The organism is Pseudomonas sp. BBP2017, assembly GCF_003024385.1.
GTDB lineage: Bacteria > Pseudomonadota > Gammaproteobacteria > Pseudomonadales > Pseudomonadaceae > Aquipseudomonas.
This window is the reverse complement of record NZ_PVZN01000002.1, coordinates 380934-398503: the sequence shown is the minus strand read 5'-3', so window position 1 is coordinate 398503 and position 17570 is coordinate 380934. Positions and strand designations below refer to the sequence as shown.

General features: G+C 60.7%; 24 protein-coding genes and 1 pseudogene. 14 read left to right on the top strand and 11 right to left on the bottom strand.

Annotation, left to right across the window (positions count from 1 at the left end; genetic code table 11):
* Positions 1-132 precede the first annotated feature (132 nt).
* Positions 133-1149, bottom strand: coding sequence for a protease SohB (sohB, locus tag C6382_RS04670; protein ID WP_107023364.1), 1017 nt, complete (start codon positions 1147-1149; stop codon positions 133-135).
* A gap of 197 nt (positions 1150-1346) precedes the next feature.
* Here sohB and C6382_RS04665 point away from each other — a divergent pair, with 197 nt between their 5' ends.
* The 4 genes from C6382_RS04665 to C6382_RS04650 all read left to right on the top strand — a co-directional run bounded on the left by C6382_RS04665 (position 1347) and on the right by C6382_RS04650 (position 4485).
* The gene (locus C6382_RS04665) at positions 1347-2057 is read left to right on the top strand and encodes a histidine phosphatase family protein (RefSeq protein WP_107023363.1); all 711 of its coding nucleotides are present in this window, start codon (positions 1347-1349) and stop codon (positions 2055-2057) included.
* A gap of 57 nt (positions 2058-2114) precedes the next feature.
* A complete protein-coding gene (locus C6382_RS04660) occupies positions 2115-2432 on the top strand; it encodes an SCP2 sterol-binding domain-containing protein (protein ID WP_107023362.1) in 318 nt (105 codons plus the stop codon).
* A 195-nt stretch (positions 2433-2627) separates the two neighbouring features.
* A complete protein-coding gene (locus C6382_RS04655) occupies positions 2628-3695 on the top strand; it encodes a phosphotransferase family protein (protein ID WP_107023361.1) in 1068 nt (355 codons plus the stop codon).
* Positions 3696-3717: 22 nt separating this feature from the next.
* Complete coding sequence (locus tag C6382_RS04650; protein ID WP_107023360.1) at positions 3718-4485, top strand: SDR family oxidoreductase; 768 nt, start codon at positions 3718-3720, stop codon at positions 4483-4485.
* A gap of 13 nt (positions 4486-4498) precedes the next feature.
* Here the strand turns inward: C6382_RS04650 and C6382_RS04645 are convergent, their stop codons facing one another.
* Entirely contained in the window at positions 4499-5098 is a 600-nt protein-coding gene (locus C6382_RS04645; protein WP_107023359.1) for a thioredoxin family protein, read from the bottom strand.
* 24 nt (positions 5099-5122) lie between these two features.
* Complete coding sequence (locus C6382_RS04640) at positions 5123-5389, bottom strand: DUF2790 domain-containing protein (RefSeq protein ID WP_107023358.1); 267 nt, start codon at positions 5387-5389, stop codon at positions 5123-5125.
* Positions 5390-5613: 224 nt separating this feature from the next.
* Here C6382_RS04640 and C6382_RS04635 point away from each other — a divergent pair, with 224 nt between their 5' ends.
* From C6382_RS04635 to C6382_RS04620, 4 genes and pseudogenes are all read left to right on the top strand, one after another.
* Positions 5614-6354, top strand: a complete 741-nt coding sequence (locus tag C6382_RS04635; protein ID WP_107023357.1) for a response regulator — start codon at positions 5614-5616, stop codon at positions 6352-6354.
* Positions 6355-6362: 8 nt separating this feature from the next.
* Positions 6363-7664: an ATP-binding protein gene (locus C6382_RS04630; protein ID WP_107023515.1), complete on the top strand. Its 1302-nt coding sequence runs from the start codon at positions 6363-6365 to the stop codon at positions 7662-7664.
* Between the two features lie 126 nt (positions 7665-7790).
* Entirely contained in the window at positions 7791-8432 is a 642-nt protein-coding gene (locus C6382_RS04625; protein ID WP_107023356.1) for a ferric reductase-like transmembrane domain-containing protein, read from the top strand.
* Positions 8429-8650, top strand: a pseudogene (locus tag C6382_RS04620) (DoxX family protein); the annotation flags it as partial. The gene C6382_RS04625 and the pseudogene C6382_RS04620, both read left to right, overlap by 4 nt.
* A gap of 77 nt (positions 8651-8727) precedes the next feature.
* Here the strand turns inward: C6382_RS04620 and C6382_RS04615 are convergent.
* The 5 genes from C6382_RS04615 to C6382_RS04595 form a co-directional block, all read right to left on the bottom strand.
* On the bottom strand, positions 8728-9138 hold the full coding sequence (locus C6382_RS04615; protein ID WP_107023355.1) for a cupin domain-containing protein: 411 nt from the start codon (positions 9136-9138) through the stop codon (positions 8728-8730).
* 22 nt (positions 9139-9160) lie between these two features.
* Positions 9161-9916, bottom strand: coding sequence for an SDR family oxidoreductase (locus C6382_RS04610; protein WP_107023354.1), 756 nt, complete (start codon positions 9914-9916; stop codon positions 9161-9163).
* Positions 9917-10079: 163 nt separating this feature from the next.
* Positions 10080-10799 (bottom strand): SDR family oxidoreductase, encoded by a 720-nt coding sequence (locus C6382_RS04605; protein WP_107023353.1) that lies wholly within the window; start codon positions 10797-10799, stop codon positions 10080-10082.
* 103 nt (positions 10800-10902) lie between these two features.
* The gene (gene yghX / locus C6382_RS04600; protein ID WP_107023352.1) at positions 10903-11790 is read right to left on the bottom strand and encodes a YghX family hydrolase; all 888 of its coding nucleotides are present in this window, start codon (positions 11788-11790) and stop codon (positions 10903-10905) included.
* Between the two features lie 66 nt (positions 11791-11856).
* Positions 11857-12789, bottom strand: a complete 933-nt coding sequence (locus C6382_RS04595; protein ID WP_107023351.1) for a LysR family transcriptional regulator — start codon at positions 12787-12789, stop codon at positions 11857-11859.
* A gap of 127 nt (positions 12790-12916) precedes the next feature.
* On the opposite strand from C6382_RS04595, the gene C6382_RS04590 reads away from it, so the two are divergent.
* The 5 genes from C6382_RS04590 to C6382_RS04575 all read left to right on the top strand — a co-directional run bounded on the left by C6382_RS04590 (position 12917) and on the right by C6382_RS04575 (position 15065).
* Entirely contained in the window at positions 12917-13657 is a 741-nt protein-coding gene (locus C6382_RS04590; RefSeq protein ID WP_107023350.1) for an SDR family NAD(P)-dependent oxidoreductase, read from the top strand.
* Between the two features lie 20 nt (positions 13658-13677).
* Positions 13678-13893 (top strand): 4-oxalocrotonate tautomerase family protein, encoded by a 216-nt coding sequence (locus C6382_RS04585; protein ID WP_038611561.1) that lies wholly within the window; start codon positions 13678-13680, stop codon positions 13891-13893.
* 236 nt (positions 13894-14129) lie between these two features.
* Positions 14130-14249: a DUF4142 domain-containing protein gene (locus C6382_RS24190; protein WP_218276240.1), complete on the top strand. Its 120-nt coding sequence runs from the start codon at positions 14130-14132 to the stop codon at positions 14247-14249.
* A gap of 14 nt (positions 14250-14263) precedes the next feature.
* On the top strand, positions 14264-14551 hold the full coding sequence (locus tag C6382_RS04580) for a hypothetical protein (protein ID WP_038611564.1): 288 nt from the start codon (positions 14264-14266) through the stop codon (positions 14549-14551).
* Between the two features lie 88 nt (positions 14552-14639).
* Positions 14640-15065: a DUF1810 domain-containing protein gene (locus C6382_RS04575; protein ID WP_107023349.1), complete on the top strand. Its 426-nt coding sequence runs from the start codon at positions 14640-14642 to the stop codon at positions 15063-15065.
* 80 nt (positions 15066-15145) lie between these two features.
* On the opposite strand, the gene C6382_RS04570 is transcribed toward C6382_RS04575, so the two are convergent.
* The gene (locus tag C6382_RS04570) at positions 15146-15418 is read right to left on the bottom strand and encodes a DUF1652 domain-containing protein (RefSeq protein ID WP_107023348.1); all 273 of its coding nucleotides are present in this window, start codon (positions 15416-15418) and stop codon (positions 15146-15148) included.
* A 264-nt stretch (positions 15419-15682) separates the two neighbouring features.
* Between C6382_RS04570 and C6382_RS04565 the strand changes: the two genes are divergently transcribed.
* Positions 15683-15910, top strand: coding sequence for a DUF6555 family protein (locus C6382_RS04565; RefSeq protein WP_107023347.1), 228 nt, complete (start codon positions 15683-15685; stop codon positions 15908-15910).
* 1 nt (position 15911) lies between these two features.
* Here the strand turns inward: C6382_RS04565 and C6382_RS04560 are convergent, their stop codons facing one another.
* Together C6382_RS04560 and ycaC are read right to left on the bottom strand one after the other, a co-directional pair.
* On the bottom strand, positions 15912-16829 hold the full coding sequence (locus C6382_RS04560) for a DNA-3-methyladenine glycosylase (protein ID WP_107023346.1): 918 nt from the start codon (positions 16827-16829) through the stop codon (positions 15912-15914).
* A 110-nt stretch (positions 16830-16939) separates the two neighbouring features.
* A complete protein-coding gene (gene ycaC / locus C6382_RS04555) occupies positions 16940-17566 on the bottom strand; it encodes an isochorismate family cysteine hydrolase YcaC (protein WP_107023345.1) in 627 nt (208 codons plus the stop codon).
* Positions 17567-17570: the final 4 nt, after the last annotated feature.

The window sequence follows — 17570 nt, the reverse complement described above, 5'->3', positions numbered from 1 at the left end:
ATCCGCCAGGAAACGGCCATGCAGGCCTGGAATGGAAGGAGCGTGAGAATTCGGCATAAGTGCTTTCCTGTGTGCAATTGAGCCCACAGGAAAAACCAAACGACCGATGCGCAGGTACTACATATATATTGCTCAGCGCCACTGGCCGAGTTTGCTCCAAAGGCCAAGCAAGGTATTTTCAATCGAACCACTGGCCGCCAGCCCTACCCGCTCCTGCAGGCTTTTGCGTTCGGCATAGTGCAAGTGGTACAGATTTGCCTCACGTGCGCGGTCCCCCAGGTACTCGTCACTGGTCTTGAGCTCGTCAACCAGTTGCTTATTCAGTGCGGCGACGCCCAACCACACTTCACCGGTGGCTACATCGTCGATATGCAGCTGCGGGCGATAGCGCGAGACAAAATCCTTGAACAACTGGTGGGTAACGTCCAGGTCTTCCTGGAACTTCTCCCGGCCCTTTTCAGTGTTTTCGCCAAACACCGTCACGGTGCGTTTGTATTCACCGGCAGTGAACACTTCGAAATCGACATCATGCTTTTTCAGCAGGCGGTTGACGTTAGGCAACTGCGCCACAACACCGATCGAACCGAGAATGGCAAAGGGCGCACTGACAATTTTGTCACCAATACAAGCCATCATGTAGCCACCACTGGCCGCGACCTTGTCGATACAGACGGTCAGCGGAATACCCGCCTGACGAATACGTGCCAATTGCGAAGAGGCCAGACCGTAGCTGTGAACCATGCCGCCACCGCTCTCCAGGCGCAGTACCACTTCATCACGCGGCGTCGCAAGGCTCAGCACGGCGGTGATCTCGTGACGCAGGCTTTCAGTGGCCGAAGCCTTGATGTCACCGTCAAAATCGAGCACGAACACCCGAGGTTTGTCTTCGGGGGTTTTCTTCTGCTGCTTTTGCGCCTTGGCTTGCTGCTTGCGCAGCGCCTTGAGCTGGGCTTTGTCCAGCAAGCTGCTTTCCAGGCGCTCGCGCAAGTCTTTGTAAAACTCGTTGAGCTTGTTGACCTGCAACTGCCCGCCGGCCTTGCGCCGGCCTTTGCCACGCAACCCGGCAATCGCCGAAAGAACAACCAGAATCGCGATCACCAGGGTCGCGGTCTTGGCGAGAAAGCTTGCGTACTCTGCAAGAAACTCCACAGTAACTCCTTAACATGCCGGCGCCCGAACGGCGCGAACCGATAGTCAAGCATACCGACGCTGCCTTGCCCCTACCAGCGTAGGAAATGTCCAGCAATGCAGTTCAAACGCTCTTTTCAAACGCTTGTATGTTTTTTCGTTGACAGCCTGCCAGCGGCATCCTAACCTCGGCCTCATTATTAGCGCAGGCGCACGACGTGGGCAGTATCTACCTGATTCGACATGGCCAGGCCTCATTTGGTGCAGACGACTACGACGTCCTCTCGCCTGTGGGCATGCGTCAGAGCGAAGCGCTCGGCGAACACCTGGCCCAACTGGGTGTACGCCTGGATCGTTGCCTGGCCGGCGACTTGCGCCGCCAGCAAGACACCGCGCGTCTGGCCCTGGCCACCCTGCGCCAGGCCGGTTGCAGCGTGCCTGAGCTGGAGACCGATACCGCCTTTAACGAATTCGATGCCGACGCCGTGATCCGTGGCCTATTGCCCGGGCTGTTGCCGCAAGAACCCGAAGCGCTGCATATCCTGCGCAACGGGGCCCAGAACCGCAGCGAGTTCCAGCGCCTGTTCGCCCTGCTCATCCAGCGTTGGCACGGTGGTGAACACCCTGGCGACTGCCAGGAGTCCTGGCAGGGGTTTGTCGAGCGCGTGGACGGTGGCCTGCAGCGGGTGCTGCAGCGGGCCGAAAATGGCGACAACATTGCGATTTTCACTTCGGGTGGCACTATCACCGCCCTGCTCCACCTGGTTACCTGTATCACTGCCAGCCAGGCTTTCGAGCTGAACTGGCAGATCATCAACACCTCGCTCAGCCAGCTGAAGTTTCGTGGCCGCGAGGTGACCCTGGCTTCCTTCAACAGCCAAGCCCATGTGCAACTGTTGAAGGCGCCGGAGCTCATCACCTACCGGTGAGTCCCGGCCCGTGGCAACCTGTACTGGTTGCCGTAATCACTTAATAAGGAACACACCATGAGCGATGTAGCAAAAGCCGTCGAAGCGATGAAAGCCAAGTTCAACCCAGCCGCTGCTGCCGGTCTTGACCTGGTGTTCGGTTTCAACATCACCGACGAAGACAAGCACTACGCCCTGATCGTCAAGGATGGCACCTGCGAAGTCCAGGAAGGCGAAAACGCCGACGCCAACTGCACCCTGGTGCTGGACAGCGAAACCCTCAAAGGCATCGTCAGCGGCGACACCGACGGCATGCAGGCCTTCATGGGCGGCAAGCTGCGCGTTGAAGGCGACATGATGCTGTCGATGAAGCTGAGCGAGCTGTTCCCGGCCTGAGCCCTGCGCTGATGCCAAGAAAAACCGAAGCCTTGAACGGCTTCGGTTTTTTTTCGCCTGGGGTTTTAGCGCCGCCATCAGGGCCGGTGATCGAGCTGCAACACGCTGGCCTATAAGGCTGTGCCAGACTTGTCCGGGCCTGTCGCGAGAATTAGATTAGCCAATAATCTCTGGCTCCAATCATAAGGGAAAAGCATGACGCTCACCGATCAGTCCACCCAGGTCCGCCCCGGCGAAGAACTCGATGCTGCTGTCATCGACCCTTATCTGAAGGCGCACATTACCGGCCTCAGCGGCACACCGCAGATCAGCCAGTTCCCGGGTGGTGCGTCGAACCTGACGTACCTGGTGCAGTACCCCGAACGGGAGTTCGTGCTGCGCCGCCCACCGTTCGGGCAAAAGGCCAAATCGGCCCACGACATGGGCCGGGAATTCCGCATCCTCAATCAGCTCAACCGCGGTTTCCCCTACTGCCCCAAGGCTTACGTGCATTGCACCGACGAGGCGCTGATCGGCGGCGAGTTCTACGTCATGGACCGGGTCAAAGGCATCATCCTGCGCTCGGAGCTGCCGCCGGAGCTGGGTCTGGATGCCGCGCGCACCGAGGCGCTGTGCAAAAGCTTTATCGAACGCATGGTCGAGCTGCACCAGGTGGACTACAACGCCTGCGGCCTGGGCGACCTGGGCAAGCCTGAAGGCTACGTGCAACGCCAGATCGAGGGCTGGAGCAGCCGCTATGAGAAGGCCCTGACCCCGGATGCGCCGCGCTGGGAGAAGGTCATCGCCTGGCTGCGCGAAAAGATGCCGACCGATCATCCCAAGCCAGCCATCGTGCACAACGACTATCGCTTCGACAACGTCATCCTCGATGCCGACAACCCGATGCGTATCATCGGCGTGCTCGACTGGGAAATGACCACCCTTGGCGATCCGCTGATGGACCTGGGCAACACCCTGGCCTACTGGATCGAAGCCAATGACCCGGCACCGGTGCAGCTGATGCGCCGTCAGCCGAGCAATGCCCCGGGCATGCTCACCCGCCAGCAATTTGTCGACTATTACGCCGAGCGCGCCGGGATCAGCATCGACAACTACGATTTCTACTACACCTACGGCCTGTTCCGCCTGGCCGGGATCGTCCAGCAGATCTACTACCGCTTCTTCCACGGCCAGACCCAGGACAAGCGCTTCGCCCAGTTCATTCATATGAACAAACTGCTGGAGCACATGAGCCTGCAGGTCATCGCCAAGTCCAGTCTCTGACGACTACAACAAGGAAAAGACCATGTCCAAGACCCAACTGTTCGACCTCGACGGCAAGATCGCCTTTGTTTCCGGTGCCAGTCGCGGCATCGGCGAGGCGATTGCCCACCTGCTGGCCCAGCAAGGCGCCCATGTGATCGTTTCCAGCCGCAAGCTCGATGGTTGCCAGCAAGTCGCCGACGCCATCGTCGCCGCCGGCGGCAAAGCCACTGCCATTGCCTGCCATATCGGCGAAATGGAGCAGATCAGCGCAGTGTTCGCCGCCATCCGCGAGCAGTTCGGTCGCCTGGATATCCTGGTCAACAACGCGGCGACCAACCCACAGTTCTGCAACGTCCTGGACACCGACCTTGGCGCCTTCCAGAAGACCGTCGATGTGAACATCCGTGGCTACTTCTTCATGTCGGTCGAAGCCGGCAAACTGATGCGTGACAACGGCGGCGGCAGCATCATCAACGTCGCCTCGATCAACGGCGTATCGCCGGGGATCTTCCAGGGTATCTACTCGGTGACCAAGGCGGCCGTGATCAACATGACCAAGGTCTTCGCCAAGGAGTGCGCGCCGTTCGGCATTCGCTGCAATGCCCTGCTGCCGGGCCTGACCGACACCAGGTTCGCCTCGGCGCTGGTCAAGAACGAAACCATCCTCAACACCGCGCTGCAGCACATCCCGCTCAAACGCGTGGCCGATCCGAAGGAAATGGCCGGTGCGGTGCTGTACCTGGCCAGTGACGCCTCAAGCTACACCACCGGTGTGGCATTGAACGTGGACGGTGGTTTCCTCTCCTGATTGCGCAGCGGCATCAAGGAGCAAGCCCGCGCTGCTCTGCCAGCAGCTGCTGGATCACTTGCTCCTGGGTGTCATAGGCGCCCTCGCCAAAATGCACAAAGCGTACCTGGCCTTGGGCATCGACAAAGTAGTGCGCCGGCCAGAACTGATTGCCGAAGGCATTCCAGATGGCATAACGGTTGTCGATGGCCACCGGGTACTCGATACCCAGCTTGGCGACTTGCCCACGCACGTTGTCGATGTCGTTTTCGTAGTCGTACTCCGGGGTGTGCACGCCGATCACCACCAGGCCCTGGTCGGCGTAGCGCTTGGCCCAGTTGTTGACGTACGGCAGGCTACGCCGGCAATTGATACAGTCGTAGGTCCAGAATTCCACCAGCACCACCTTGCCCTTGAGCGCTTCACGATCCAGCGGAGGCGAGTTGAGCCACTGCACTGCGCCGCTCAATTCAGGCATCGGTCCGAGGGTGTCCAGCTGCGAAGGACCGGCCAGCAAGCGGCCGCCCAGGCCTAAAGCAATCAGCGAAAGGGCCAGCGCAGCGGCGATGCCAACCCTGCGCCGTGTTGGATTCAGGCGGCGCAAGGCGCCGCCCAGCGATGTGAACAATGACATGGTCGGCTCTCTCCGTGAGGGTGCTTAACCGCCTTCGTGGCAGGCACCGGTGGCGTAGGTCTGGTATTGCACGCTGTGCGGCTGGCCTTTGGAGTCCAGGTAGTCCATCTTCGCCGTGACCACACCACAGGCCTCGGCTTTGTTGTCATGGATGGCCAGGACTTTCTGCACGTCCAGATGCTGGCCGTAATGATAGTTCTCCACCGGTACACTGCTGTCGGCAAAAGCGCCGAAAGCAGCAAAACCGAGGGTAGCGAACAGGCCGATGCGGGCCAGAGTCTTGAAGGTCATGTCGAGTCTCCCGGGTGAAGGCTTCACCCTCTGCCGGAGAGGAACAGCCCTCCCCGTTGAGACCTATTTGAGGCGCCCAAGGTATCGCCGATGTGTCTGGATCAAGCCGGATTGCCTCTTCAGGTATCTGCCGGCACAACAGATACACTGCCATACAAACCCCGGCAGGCAAGCGCCACCGGGCTCTGTACACTTCAAGCCAAGCGCTTGAACAGGAGCCGGGCATGGATCATATCGATCATGTGCTGATCGTCGACGACGATCGCGAAATCAGAGAACTGGTAGGCAACTACTTGAAGAAGAACGGGCTGCGCACCAGCATCGTCGCTGACGGCCGGCAGATGCGCGCCTTTCTGGAATCCAACGTGGTCGACCTGATCGTTCTCGACATCATGATGCCCGGCGACGACGGCCTGTTGCTGTGTCGCGAGCTGCGTGCCGGTAAACACAAGGCCACCCCGGTGCTGATGTTGACCGCGCGCAACGATGAAACCGACCGCATCATCGGCCTGGAGATGGGCGCCGACGACTACCTGACCAAACCCTTCTCGGCCCGCGAGCTGCTGGCACGCATCAATGCTGTGCTGCGCCGCACGCGGATGCTGCCGCCGAACCTGACCCTCAGCGAAAGCAGCCGCTTGATCGCTTTTGGCCAATGGCGCCTGGACACCACCGCCCGTCACCTGCTCGACGGCGACGGCACCCTGGTGGCCCTCAGTGGTGCCGAGTACCGTTTGCTACGGGTGTTCCTCGACCACCCACAGCGAGTACTCAGCCGCGAGCAGTTGCTCAACCTCACTCAAGGCCGCGAAGCGGATATCTTCGACCGCTCCATCGATCTGCTGGTCAGCCGCCTGCGCCAACGCCTGCAGGACGATGCCCGCGAGCCGGCCTATATCAAGACCGTGCGCAGTGAGGGCTATGTGTTCTCGCTACCCGTACAAATGGTCGAGCCGCAGTCATGAGTGCACCGCTGCGCTGGCCGCGCACCCTGGCCTCGCGCCTGGCACTGATCTTTTTCACCGGGCTGGTGCTGGCCTATGGATTGTCGTTCAGCTTTCAGTTCTACGAGCGCTACATCAGTTCACGCTCGATGATGCTCGGTAACCTGGAGCAGGACGTGTCCACCTCGGTAGCCATCCTCGACCGCCTGCCCGCCGCGGAACGCGAGGCCTGGCTGCCGCGCCTGGAGCGGCGTACCTACCGTTACCGGCTTGATGAAGGCCAACCGGGCCAGCCGCTGCCATTGGCCAACGCGCCGATGGCCGCCCAGTCCATCGACAAAGCCATCGGCCATCAGTACCCGTTGATTTTCAACAACCTTCCCGGCCCAAATCCGCACTTTCAGGTGCACCTGCGCCTGGCCGACGGCAAACCGCTGACGGTGGATGTCACGCCGGCGCCGATACCGTTATCGACCTGGTTGCCGGTGGTGTTGCTGATTCAACTGGCGCTGTTGCTACTGTGCACGTGGCTGGCGGTGAAGACCGCCATCAGCCCGCTGACCCGTCTGGCCCACGCCGTCGACAGCCTCGACCCCAATGCACCGGGCCCGCTGCTGGATGAAAGCGGTCCGCGCGAAGTGCGCTACGCCGCCGTGGCCTTCAACTCATTGCAAGCGCGCATCGCCGCCTACCTCAAGGAGCGCATGCAGCTGCTGGCGGCGATATCCCATGATCTGCAAACCCCCATCACGCGCATGAAGCTGCGGGTCGAAGTGATGGACCCCTCGCACGAGAAAGACAAACTCTGGGGCGATCTGGAAGCCATGGAACACCTGGTGCGCGAGGGCGTAGCCTATGCGCGCAGCATCGACGGCAGCACCGAAGCCAGTTGCCGGGTCAACCTCGACGCCTTTCTCGACAGCCTGGTGCTCGACTACCAGGACAGCGGCCAGCAGGTGTTGCTTGAGGCTAGCACCGGCGCGGTGATCGACACCCGCCCGCATGCCTTGCGCCGCGTGCTGGTCAACCTGATCGACAATGCCCTCAAGTTCGCTGGCGCCGCGCAACTGGAAGTGGAGTCAGGCGCAGGCCAGCGTACCTTGATCCGGGTGCTGGACAATGGCCCCGGCATTCCCGTCGATGAACTTGAGGAGGTGCTCAAGCCGTTCTACCGCGTCGAAGGCTCGCGCAACCGCACTACCGGCGGCACCGGCCTGGGCCTGGCCATCGCCCAGCAGTTGACCCAGGCCATCGGCGGCAGCCTGAGCCTGAGCAATCGCGACGGTGGTGGTCTGTGCGCACAGATCGAGTTGCCCGCGTGTGGCGTCTGAAGCCTTCAGTACATAGCGATACATAGCTGGCGGTGGCCGACACACTGCAGATAAGTGCCCTTGCAAAACTCCCGGACAGATAAGGCGCCGCCACCCCGACGGTGCCCTCTGCCTCTGGAGCCCTTGATGAAACTGCCCCCTTTGCCCTCCGGCTGGAAACTGTTCGGCCTGCTGGCCGTGTTGACCCTGGCGATGACCACACTGATCCTGGCCGCCCAGCCGCTGGGCGCGGACGGCCTGCGCAGTGCTATCCGCGCCACCGCCCGCAGCTCATTCGCCTTGTTCCTGCTGACTTTTCTGGCCTCGTCCCTGGCCATTTTGCTGCCGAGTGACACGACGCGTCGGCTGCTGCGCGAGCGGCGCTACCTGGGCTTGGCGTTTGCCTTCTCGCACACCGTGCACGGGATGTTGATCTACCGCTATTCGCAACAGTTTCCAGCGCTTTTCTGGGCTGGGCGCACCGTCACCTCAAGCCTGCCCGGCACCTTCGGTTACCTGTTCATCCTGTTGCTGACCCTGACCTCGTTCAAGGCATCGATGCGCCTGCTCGGGTCGCGGGCCTGGAAGCAACTGCACAGTGTCGGTACCTGGGCCATTGCCCTGGTGTTCTGCCTGTCGTTCTACAAACGCATTCCCATGGGCGCCTGGTATGTACTGGCTTTCTCGGCAATGTTCGCCGCCATTGCCCTCAAACTCACCGCCAAGCTGGCTCTGCGTGTGCGCCGCACAGCAGCGGCCTTTGCGTCCGGATCGAGGAACTTGTCATGACCGCTATCACGACCCCGTTCGCGCCCCTGAACCGCCTTGGAGCCTGGAGCGCCGACCTCGCCTTGCGAGTGTTTCTGGCCTGGGAATTTTTCGAATCAGGCTGGCAAAAATGGAATGGCGAGAACTGGTTCGATCAGCACCAGTCGGCCTTTCCTTTTCCGTTCAACCAGCTGTCGGCCAGCTTCAACTGGCAGCTGTCGATGTGGGCAGATCTGCTGCAACGCTGGCGGCGTCGAAATGTTCGCGGGGCAAGCCCGCTCCCACAGGCGGTGGCAGCGAGCTTGCCCAGCGATTGCTACGGCACCGGCAGCACCGCCGGTTTGTCGGCATCCTTGAGCAGAAACACCACAAACTTCGCCGGTTTGTCCTGGCTGGCATTGCGCCCGACCGTGTGGATATCGGCCGGGCCTTCATGGAAGGCCTGACCAGGCATCAAGGTGACTTCCTTGCTACCCTTCACCCCCATGACCACCGACCCCTCCAGCACATAGACAAAACCGTGAGCATCATGACGGTGCACCGGGTCGGCGCCCCCTGGCGGATACGCCACCTCCAGGATCAGCACTTCCTTGCCCGGGTAGTCGAGCAGCGCCTGGGTCATCACCGGGGTAACGGTGGGCGGCGGCGCGCTGGTTGTCGGGGATTGGCCATGAACGGCGGTAACGCCCATCAAAGGTGCAAGCACAAGCAATGACTGGATGCGCATAATGCTCTCCTGGTCTTGTGTGTCAGCGTTGGACAGGTGTGTTTTTCAACCACGTCTGGAAATGCAGACCACCGGTGATCGCATCGGCATCAGGTGTCAGCGAGCGATCATCGATCGGTGCGCCGAAATAAGTGGCCTGGGGATCGGCGATCACTTCGCGGGGGTCCTGTTGGTGCTGCAGATAGCTGCGCACGAACTCGTCCAGCGGCTGACGGTCAGGCCCTGCGACCTCAAAGGTGCGATTGGCCGCAGGCTTGTCGACAAGCTCGGCCAGGACCTGAGCAACGTCGGATGAAGCGATCGGTTGCAGAGCAGCGGTGGTTACGCGCACACAGTTGCCGTCGGCACCGGAGTAGGCGATGGCGCCCATGAACTCGAAAAACTGCGTGGCCCGCAGGATGGTGTAGGGCACACCGGAGTGTTTGATCAGGTCCTCCTGAGCCATCTTGGCGCGAAAGTACCCGCTTTCCAGCATACGCTCGGTGCCCACCACGCAGAGAGCAATGTGATGCTTCACCCCACAGGCCTTTTCGGCGGCAAACAGATTGCGCCCGCAGGTTTCGAAGAACCGTAGCACTGCAGCGTCTTCAAACGACGGCGAGTTAGCCACATCCACCACCACATCAGCGCCTTCCAGCGCCAGCTCCAGGCCTTCACCGGTCAGGGCGTTGACGCCGGTTTGCGGCGATGCGGCAAGCACCGCATGCCCCTTCGCACGCAGGTTGTTGCACAACTGGGTACCGATCAGGCCGGTACCGCCGATCACAACGACTTTCATGGCAGAGTCTCCCGCAAAGTGGGCGGCGAGCGTGTCCGACGCCACGGGAAGACTGTATTAGGTGGTAAGGGGCCCGCTCGTTGGTAGTGTTGCAACAATCCATGATAGTGCTTCGTGCACTGGCGAGCGCAGCGACGGATCAGTGGTTAGCCCGCCCCACAGGTCAGAAGTGCTCGTCCAGTATCGCCGGCAAGGTCAGTTCCCTGACAAAACTGGCCGACGACAGGCTCAGGGCCATGCGCACCACCTGGAGCACATCGTGTACCGGGATCAACTGCCCCTCCCCCTGCTGCTCAGCCTCCTCGCGCGGGACAGCCAGAGAGTCATCGGTGTTCAAATAACCCAGGTTCAGGCAGGTAACTCCCAGGTGCTGCTGGCGATAGCCCTCGCGCAAGGCATCGGCGATGCCTCGCAGGGCGAATTTGGACGCGCCGAAAGTGACTTCCAGACGCCCGCTGCGGGTAAGCCCTGAGGTTGAACCGGTGAGAATGATGCGCGGGCGAGCGCTTTGCAGCAGGGTCGGCAGCAGGCGCTTGATGACCAGCAGGGTCGCGGTGATGTTGCAACTGACAATGGCTTCGATCTGCTCCTCGTCATCTTCGAGAAAGTCGTAGTCGGGGCCAAAAGCACGCTGTTCCCAGATCCCCAGGTTGTAGATCAAGGTGTCCAGTCCCTGTTCGGCCACCGCCTGCTCCAGCTGCTGCGCGGCTTGCCGGGGATGGGTCAGGTCGGTCGCAACCCATTGAACCTGCACTCCGGGTTGAGCGGCGAGCCCTTGCGGCTTGCTGCGCGACACGCCGATCAGGGTATCGCCGGCCGCCCCCAATCCCTCAATGAAAGCCTTGCCCAACCCTTTGCTGGCACCTACCACCATGGTTCTCATCGCCTGTCTCCTGACGTGGCTTGCTGTTTGAGGCGGTCATGCCAGCAGAACGATGAGGGTTTGGCAAAGCGTCGACTGTATCCGGATGTGTAGCTGCCAGCCGCTATGCCAGGTAACGCCGGAACCAATCCAGGGTCCGCTCCCAGGCCAGCTTCGCCGCGGCTTCGTCGTAGCGCGGCGTGGTGTCGTTGTGAAAGCCGTGATTGGCGCCGGGATAAAAATAGGCTTCGAAGGTCTTGCCCGTCGCCTTCAGCGCCCGCTCGTAGGCTGGCCAGCCCTCATTGATGCGGGTGTCCAGCTCGCCATAATGCAACAACACTGGTGCCTTGATTTTCGCGACATCCTTGGTGTCCGGCTGACGTCCGTAGAAAGACACCGCCGCCCCCAGCTCCGGATAGGCCACCGCCGCCGCATTGGCCACACCACCGCCGTAGCAGAAGCCGGTGATGCCGACCTTGCCGGTGGTGTGATCGTTCTTCATCAACCATTCGATGGCGGCGAAGAAGTCATTCATCAGCTTTTGCGGGTCGACCTTTTCCTGCAGTGCACGGCCCTTGTCGTCATCGCCCGGGTAGCCCCCTACCGAGGTCAGCCCGTCGGGCGCCAGGGCAACAAAACCGGCTTTGGCCAGACGCCGTGCGACATCTTCGATATAGGGGTTCAGGCCGCGATTTTCATGCACCACCACAACCCCCGGCACTTTGCCCTGTACCTTGGCCGGGCGCACCAGATAACCACGGACCTGACCATGACCCTTGGGCGAAGGGTAAGTGACATATTCGGCGATGATATCCGGATCGTTGGCCGCTACTTGTTGGGCCAGCGCATAGTTGGGACTCAAGGAGGCCAACAAGGCACTGGCGGTCATCCCGGCCAGGGTGAACGCCGCTGCGCGGTCGAGAAACTCACGGCGGTTGATCTGGCCGTGGGCATAGTAGTCATAGAGTTCGAGCAGTTCAGGGGCAAAGTCTTTGGCAGTGAGACGTTCCATGGGCGCATGCTCTGTGAAGTGAGTCAGGGGCACGAAAGTCTGATTCATTAAAGCAGGCTTGCCGGATCATGGCGGGGGGCGCGATGAATGTGTGTTGTCATTGTGCAGCAGGAAATCGATCATTGCCCTGACCCGCGACGGCACATGCCGAGCATGAGGGTAGATAAGCATGAACGGTCGCGAGGCACCGCCGAAGTCGCTGAGCACCTCCACAAGCTGCCCACTGTCCAACGCCTGTTGCACAGTGAATCGATAGGCCTGCATCAGCCCGGCGCCGCTTTTCACCAAGGTGACAGTTGCCAGGAAATCCTCCAGGCAGGTGTAGCTGCCTGAGGTTTGCAGCTCCATTGGTTTACCGTCAACGCGAAAAGACCAGGTACTGGGACGTCCGCTGCTGGGCAGTTCGAACTGGATGCATTCATGATCGAGCAAGTCCTGCGGCGTCCCTGGCGTCCCCGCGCGCCGCAGATAGTCGGGTGTCGCCACCACCACCAGCTCGGCATCCTCCAGGCGGCGGGCGATCAGGTTCGAATCGGCAGGTTCGCGCCCGCGGATCGCCAGGTCATAGCCTTCATCGGCAAAGTCGATGTTGCGGTTGCTGACGTGCACATCGATCCGCACCTGCGGATAGCGCTGACGAAACAATGGCAGGCGCGGCAGCAGACGGTAATGGGCGTAGGGTGTCGGCATGCTGATGCGCAACAAACCGGACGGCACCACCTGTGAACCGCTGACCTCGCGCTCGGCATCGACCAGTTGCGTCAGGGCCTGACGGCATTGTTCGTAGTATCGGCGCCCACCTTCGGTCAGACGCATCTGGCGGGTGGTACGTACGAACAGACGTACGCCCAGCCGCTCTTCCAGACGTGCCACCGAGCGGCTCACCGCCGCCGGGGTGATCCCGGCCTGGGTTGCGGCACCGGTGAAACTGCTGGTTTCAGCCGCCAGACAGAACAACTCGATACTGCCCAGTTGAAGATCATCAAAAAGGCGCGTCATGGTCGCTCGATTAGTTACATGGAGTATCTATTCAAGTTCCATGCGCACCATTTTTCAAGTGTAACTTGCCAATTACAGTGAGCTCCACCTACCGGGTCTACCGCCCGGCCTTTTGGAGACATCGATCATGCAAGCCAGCAAAACCGTCATCGTCACCGGCGCTTCCAGCGGCCTGGGTTTCGCCATCGCCAAAGCCTACCTTGAGCGCGGCGACAATGTAGTCGGCAACGCCCGCACCCTGGCGCGGTTGCAGGAAGCCGCGGATAAATTGGGCAATCCGGCAAATTTCCTCTTGGTGGAAGGCGACATTTCCCAGCCGCAAACGGCCGAAAGACTGTTCGCCCAGGCCATTGAAGCCTTCGGCAAGGTCGACGTGCTGGTCAACAATGCCGGCATCTTCATCGCCAAGCCAGTGGCCGAGTACACCCCGGCTGACATCGAGGCCATCGTCGACACCAACCTCAAAGGCTTCGTTTATCCCGCCCAGGCGGCCGCAAGACACATGACTCAAAACGGCGCAGGGCAGATCATCGCCATCACCGCCTCCATCGCCCTACAACCCAATACCAAGGTGCCGGCCCTGCTGCCGGTACTGATCAAGGGCGGTTTGAACCAGGCGGTACGTGCCCTGGCGCTGGAACTGGCGTCTGCGCAAGTACAAGTCAATGGCGTGGCGCCGGGGATCATCGATACCCCGCTGCATGGCGATGACCCGCAGGTCCGCAACGCGCTAAAAGCCCTTGCCCCGAGCGGACAGATCGGTACTCCTCAGGACGTTGTCGATGCTGTGCTGTACTTGAGCGACTCGCACTTTGTCACCGGGACCGTCATTGCGGTGGATGGTGGTTCGGCTACAGGTGTCTGGTAATCAATCGGAGGAAATCAATCATGCCCTATGTGCATATTCGGGTCACCCAGGAAGGCGTCAGCGCCGAGCAAAAGCGCGCGCTGATCGAGGGAACTACCGAACTGTTGTTTCAGGTTCTGAACAAGCCACCGGCCTCGACCTTTGTGGTGATCGAGGAAGTGCCGACCGACAACTGGGGGGTCGGCGGTGAGACGGTGACGGCGCTGCGCGAACGTGAAAGACAAACTTCGGGCTGACCGGGGCTCACGCTGCTGACTACCGATCCGCTCATGGCGGATCGGTAGTCAGCGTTTGCACCGATCTGCTAGCCTCAAACGCCCCCAACCCTGCAGACAGACCCCATTACCAATGCCCCTCGCCCTGATCGGTAGTTCAGCATCATCGACTCGGAATGGCCAGCGGTGAAACAGCACTTGCAGCGCTTGCTCAACCGCGGATGAGGCAGCTCGGACAAGCCGATTGAACGCTCACCTTGGTAAAGGCGTTTGCCGAGCAGATGATCAAGGATCACACTAAAACCAATCAGCTGCCGAACCTGAAGCATCACCTCGAAGTGGCCAAGCAACTGCAGAACACGCACCGCAAGCACTGAAGGAGGTGTCTGACATGAGAAAGGTCAGCCCGGCGTGCCCGACCTGCCTGCGGCTCGATTTTGTCCAGGACACATTGTTCGGCCCTGTCGCCCATAGTGCCGAGTGCCAGGTGCAAGTGGCGCCGTTGAACCTCAATGGCCTGCCTGGCCTACGGATGCAAGTCCGGGCGCCAGTACCGGCCAAACTTGAGCGCTCGCATAGCGTGGCGTTTGTCTGGGAAGGCCGTACTTATCGCGGGATCATTCACTATCACAGACGATGTGAAGACGGCGGATTGCAGTTGCAGCTTGAGTTGCAATAGCGGGCAAGCGCTTCGAGGCAGATCGTAGCCACTGCCCAGGCACAGAGCGTGAACAGATCCGTCTCGACCTCGCCTTCAGGAGCCCCTCATGCCAGCCCTCTTCAACCTCCAGCGCTTCGTCGACGCCCAGGACCCTTTCCTTGACCGGGTCTTGGCTGAACTCCAGGCCGGGCGGAAAACCAGCCACTGGATCTGGTTCATCTTTCCCCAACTGGAGGGCCTGGGTCACAGCGCAATGGCCGAACGCTATGCCCTGCAATCTGCTGACGAAGCCCGTGCGTATCTGCGCCATGAGGTTTTACGCGCCCGCCTGGAACAATGCGTCGCCGCAATCTTGCAGCACACGGACAAAAGCGCTGTGCAAATCCTTGGTCACACTGACGATATGAAGCTGCGCTCCTGCCTCACCTTGTTTGCCAGCGTCGAACCCGATCATCCCTTGTTCAAGGCCGCGCTGGAGCAGTTCTATGGCGCGCAACCCGACCCCAGGACCTTGCAGTTGCTGCAAACCTGAGTTCGCTTACTGCTTTCTCTATCAACCTTGACGGCGAACGGATACAGCTGAGCCAGTCCTGGCCGGACAACAGCATCGGTTCAGGCAGTAGTCTGGGACTGGAACGGAATGTGACTGCGCCCCAGGCGTTGTCCTTCACGCACCTGCGCGACCAGGGCCGCCAGTTCATGACAGGTGGTCAGGCTATGCACACAAATGCCGGTGACTGTCAGGCAATCATCCAGGCTGTCTCCCTGCCCTAACTGGATGGTCAGGTGTTCACCGTCGGTGCTGGACACCACACAACGGTCAGGCAGAAACGCCTGCTCGATGAGCTGGCGCAATTCAAGGTTGGAAACGCCAATCAGTGACATAGTTCGATCCTCGTGTCGGTGGTTCCGACTGCTCAGTTACTACCGAGCGGGCCTTCACCGCCAATTGAAAATGCTGATCCCGCGCCAGCGCCTTCATGCAGTGCAGCAATCAACCAGGGGCTAACTGCCTTGAGCCTTTACCCGGGGCGACGTTGAACGCCCCAGCGGTTGCAATCCGATGGAATTTTTCCAGCCTTGCAGGACTCACTAAAGACATTGAAGGGATGTTCTCGGTCACTGCACTGAAAGGATCTTTAAAGCCCTATGAACAACGCAAAGCTTTTCGTCATCGACTATCAACTGCACGGCGACCACAAGTCATTCATCATCCGCGCCGAAACGATGGACAACGCCGAGGCCTGGCATTGGGCAAGTTGCGACGCCGGGGTTGGCCGTATCGGTCGCTACGGGCGCGAGAAGGTGAAAAAAGTCAGTCAGCCGCTGGCCGAACGCCATGGCATTACCGAAGTTAAATGGCGCCAGTCCAGTTGAATCAGCTCAATGACGCCCACAGGTGCTGGGCCGCGTAAGCACGCCATGGGCTCCAGGCCCGGGCGCGATCCGCCAGTTGCACCTCGGGGCCTTCCAGCAGGCGCAAAGCCTTGACCAGGGCGACGTCGCCCAACGGCAAGGCATCGCCGGCGCCCAGTTGACGCAACGCCAGGTACTGAGCGCTCCACGGGCCGATCCCGCGCAATTGGCACAGGCGCTGCACGCAGCTGTCCAGGTCGGCGCCCGGGCGCAACAGCTGCGGTTCATCGAGCAGTGCCCGGGCCAGGGTCGACAAGGTCGCGGCGCGCGAACGGGGCATGCCGAGCCCACTCAGATCTTCATCGACCACGGCTGCAGGTACCGGAAACACATGGCTCAGCCCTGCTGCTTCAGCGACTTGCGACGACAACGGCTGACCATAGCGAGCCACCATCCGCGCAGCCAGGGTCATCGCCCCGGCCACACTGATCTGCTGACCCAATACGGTACGCATGGCCTGCTCGAAACCGTCCCAACCTTGGGGTACACGCAATCCTGGCCGAACGGCGATCAGCCTCGCCATCAGCGGATCAGCGCCCAGTTGCGCCTCGATCCGCGCGGGTTGCGCATTCAAGTCAAAGACCCGCCGCACCCGGGCGATCAAGCCGGGTAGCGTGGCTGCGGGCACACCGCTGACCGTCAGCTTCAATCGATGCCCACGCGCCCTGCTGACCTGAATCACTGCGTGGCGATCACCCAGGACGACACTGCGCGAATACACCCCGGCCTGCACCGTCTCGATGCCAGCAATACAGCGCGCAGACAAGAAACCCAGCAGCGAAGGCCAGTGCAAAGGAGGCTGGTAATTCAGCCAGAACGTCAGCAAACCGTCGGGCCGTAAACCGCGCCGGTAACCGTGCATGGCAGGGATATGATTCATTGCCGGATCATCGCCTGATTGGCGCAGGCTTTGCCAGTATCGATTTCAGCAGACAGAAACGACAACGACCGGGCAGCGCATGCACCCGGCCGCTGATGGGGGAAACGGCGTTACTTGCCGTTGGTGAGGGTGTTGTAGCTGGTGATCAGGTTGCGGTAGTCAGGGATGTGGTTGGAGAACAACGTGCCCAGACCTTCGATGTCGTTGCGCCAGTCGCGGTGCAGCTCACAAGCCAAGCCGAACCAGGTCATCAACTGGGCACCGGCTTGCGACATGCGGTCCCAGGCCGAGTCGCGGGTCAGTTCATTGAAGGTACCCGAAGCGTCAGTGACCACGAATACGTCAAAACCTTCGGCCAGGGCCGACAATGCCGGGAAGGCCACGCACACCTCTGTCACCACGCCAGCGATGATCAATTGCTTCTTGCCGGTGGCCTTGACCGCCTTGACGAAATCTTCATTGTCCCAGGCGTTGATCTGACCTGGACGGGCGATGTACGGCGCCTCCGGGAACTGCGCCTTGAGCTCGGGTACCAGCGGGCCGTTAGGACCGGTTTCAAAGCTGGTGGTGAGGATGGTTGGCAGATTGAAATACTTGGCCAGGTCACCAACGGCCAGCACGTTGTTCTTGAACTTGTCCGGGTCGATGTCGCGCACCAGCGACAGCAGTCCGGTCTGGTGATCGACCAGCAAAACAGCGGCGTTGTTTTTGTCCAGACGGACGTAGGGCTTGCTCATGGTC

Excerpts from the sequence above, each read along its gene's own strand:
- C6382_RS04660 (WP_107023362.1), top strand. The coding sequence starts at position 2,115 with ATGAGCGATGTAGCAAAAGCCGTCGAAGCGATGAAAGCCAAGTTCAAC.
- C6382_RS04655 (WP_107023361.1), top strand. The coding sequence starts at position 2,628 with ATGACGCTCACCGATCAGTCCACCCAGGTCCGCCCCGGCGAAGAACTC.
- C6382_RS04650 (WP_107023360.1), top strand. The coding sequence starts at position 3,718 with ATGTCCAAGACCCAACTGTTCGACCTCGACGGCAAGATCGCCTTTGTT.
- C6382_RS04645 (WP_107023359.1), bottom strand. The coding sequence starts at position 5,098 with ATGTCATTGTTCACATCGCTGGGCGGCGCCTTGCGCCGCCTGAATCCA.
- C6382_RS04640 (WP_107023358.1), bottom strand. The coding sequence starts at position 5,389 with ATGACCTTCAAGACTCTGGCCCGCATCGGCCTGTTCGCTACCCTCGGT.
- C6382_RS04635 (WP_107023357.1), top strand. The coding sequence starts at position 5,614 with ATGGATCATATCGATCATGTGCTGATCGTCGACGACGATCGCGAAATC.
- C6382_RS04625 (WP_107023356.1), top strand. The coding sequence starts at position 7,791 with ATGAAACTGCCCCCTTTGCCCTCCGGCTGGAAACTGTTCGGCCTGCTG.
- C6382_RS04615 (WP_107023355.1), bottom strand. The coding sequence starts at position 9,138 with ATGCGCATCCAGTCATTGCTTGTGCTTGCACCTTTGATGGGCGTTACC.
- C6382_RS04610 (WP_107023354.1), bottom strand. The coding sequence starts at position 9,916 with ATGAAAGTCGTTGTGATCGGCGGTACCGGCCTGATCGGTACCCAGTTG.
- C6382_RS04605 (WP_107023353.1), bottom strand. The coding sequence starts at position 10,799 with ATGAGAACCATGGTGGTAGGTGCCAGCAAAGGGTTGGGCAAGGCTTTC.
- yghX (WP_107023352.1), bottom strand. The coding sequence starts at position 11,790 with ATGGAACGTCTCACTGCCAAAGACTTTGCCCCTGAACTGCTCGAACTC.
- C6382_RS04595 (WP_107023351.1), bottom strand. The coding sequence starts at position 12,789 with ATGACGCGCCTTTTTGATGATCTTCAACTGGGCAGTATCGAGTTGTTC.
- C6382_RS04590 (WP_107023350.1), top strand. The coding sequence starts at position 12,917 with ATGCAAGCCAGCAAAACCGTCATCGTCACCGGCGCTTCCAGCGGCCTG.
- C6382_RS04585 (WP_038611561.1), top strand. The coding sequence starts at position 13,678 with ATGCCCTATGTGCATATTCGGGTCACCCAGGAAGGCGTCAGCGCCGAG.
- C6382_RS04580 (WP_038611564.1), top strand. The coding sequence starts at position 14,264 with ATGAGAAAGGTCAGCCCGGCGTGCCCGACCTGCCTGCGGCTCGATTTT.
- C6382_RS04575 (WP_107023349.1), top strand. The coding sequence starts at position 14,640 with ATGCCAGCCCTCTTCAACCTCCAGCGCTTCGTCGACGCCCAGGACCCT.
- C6382_RS04570 (WP_107023348.1), bottom strand. The coding sequence starts at position 15,418 with ATGTCACTGATTGGCGTTTCCAACCTTGAATTGCGCCAGCTCATCGAG.
- C6382_RS04565 (WP_107023347.1), top strand. The coding sequence starts at position 15,683 with ATGAACAACGCAAAGCTTTTCGTCATCGACTATCAACTGCACGGCGAC.
- C6382_RS04560 (WP_107023346.1), bottom strand. The coding sequence starts at position 16,829 with ATGAATCATATCCCTGCCATGCACGGTTACCGGCGCGGTTTACGGCCC.
- ycaC (WP_107023345.1), bottom strand. The coding sequence starts at position 17,566 with ATGAGCAAGCCCTACGTCCGTCTGGACAAAAACAACGCCGCTGTTTTG.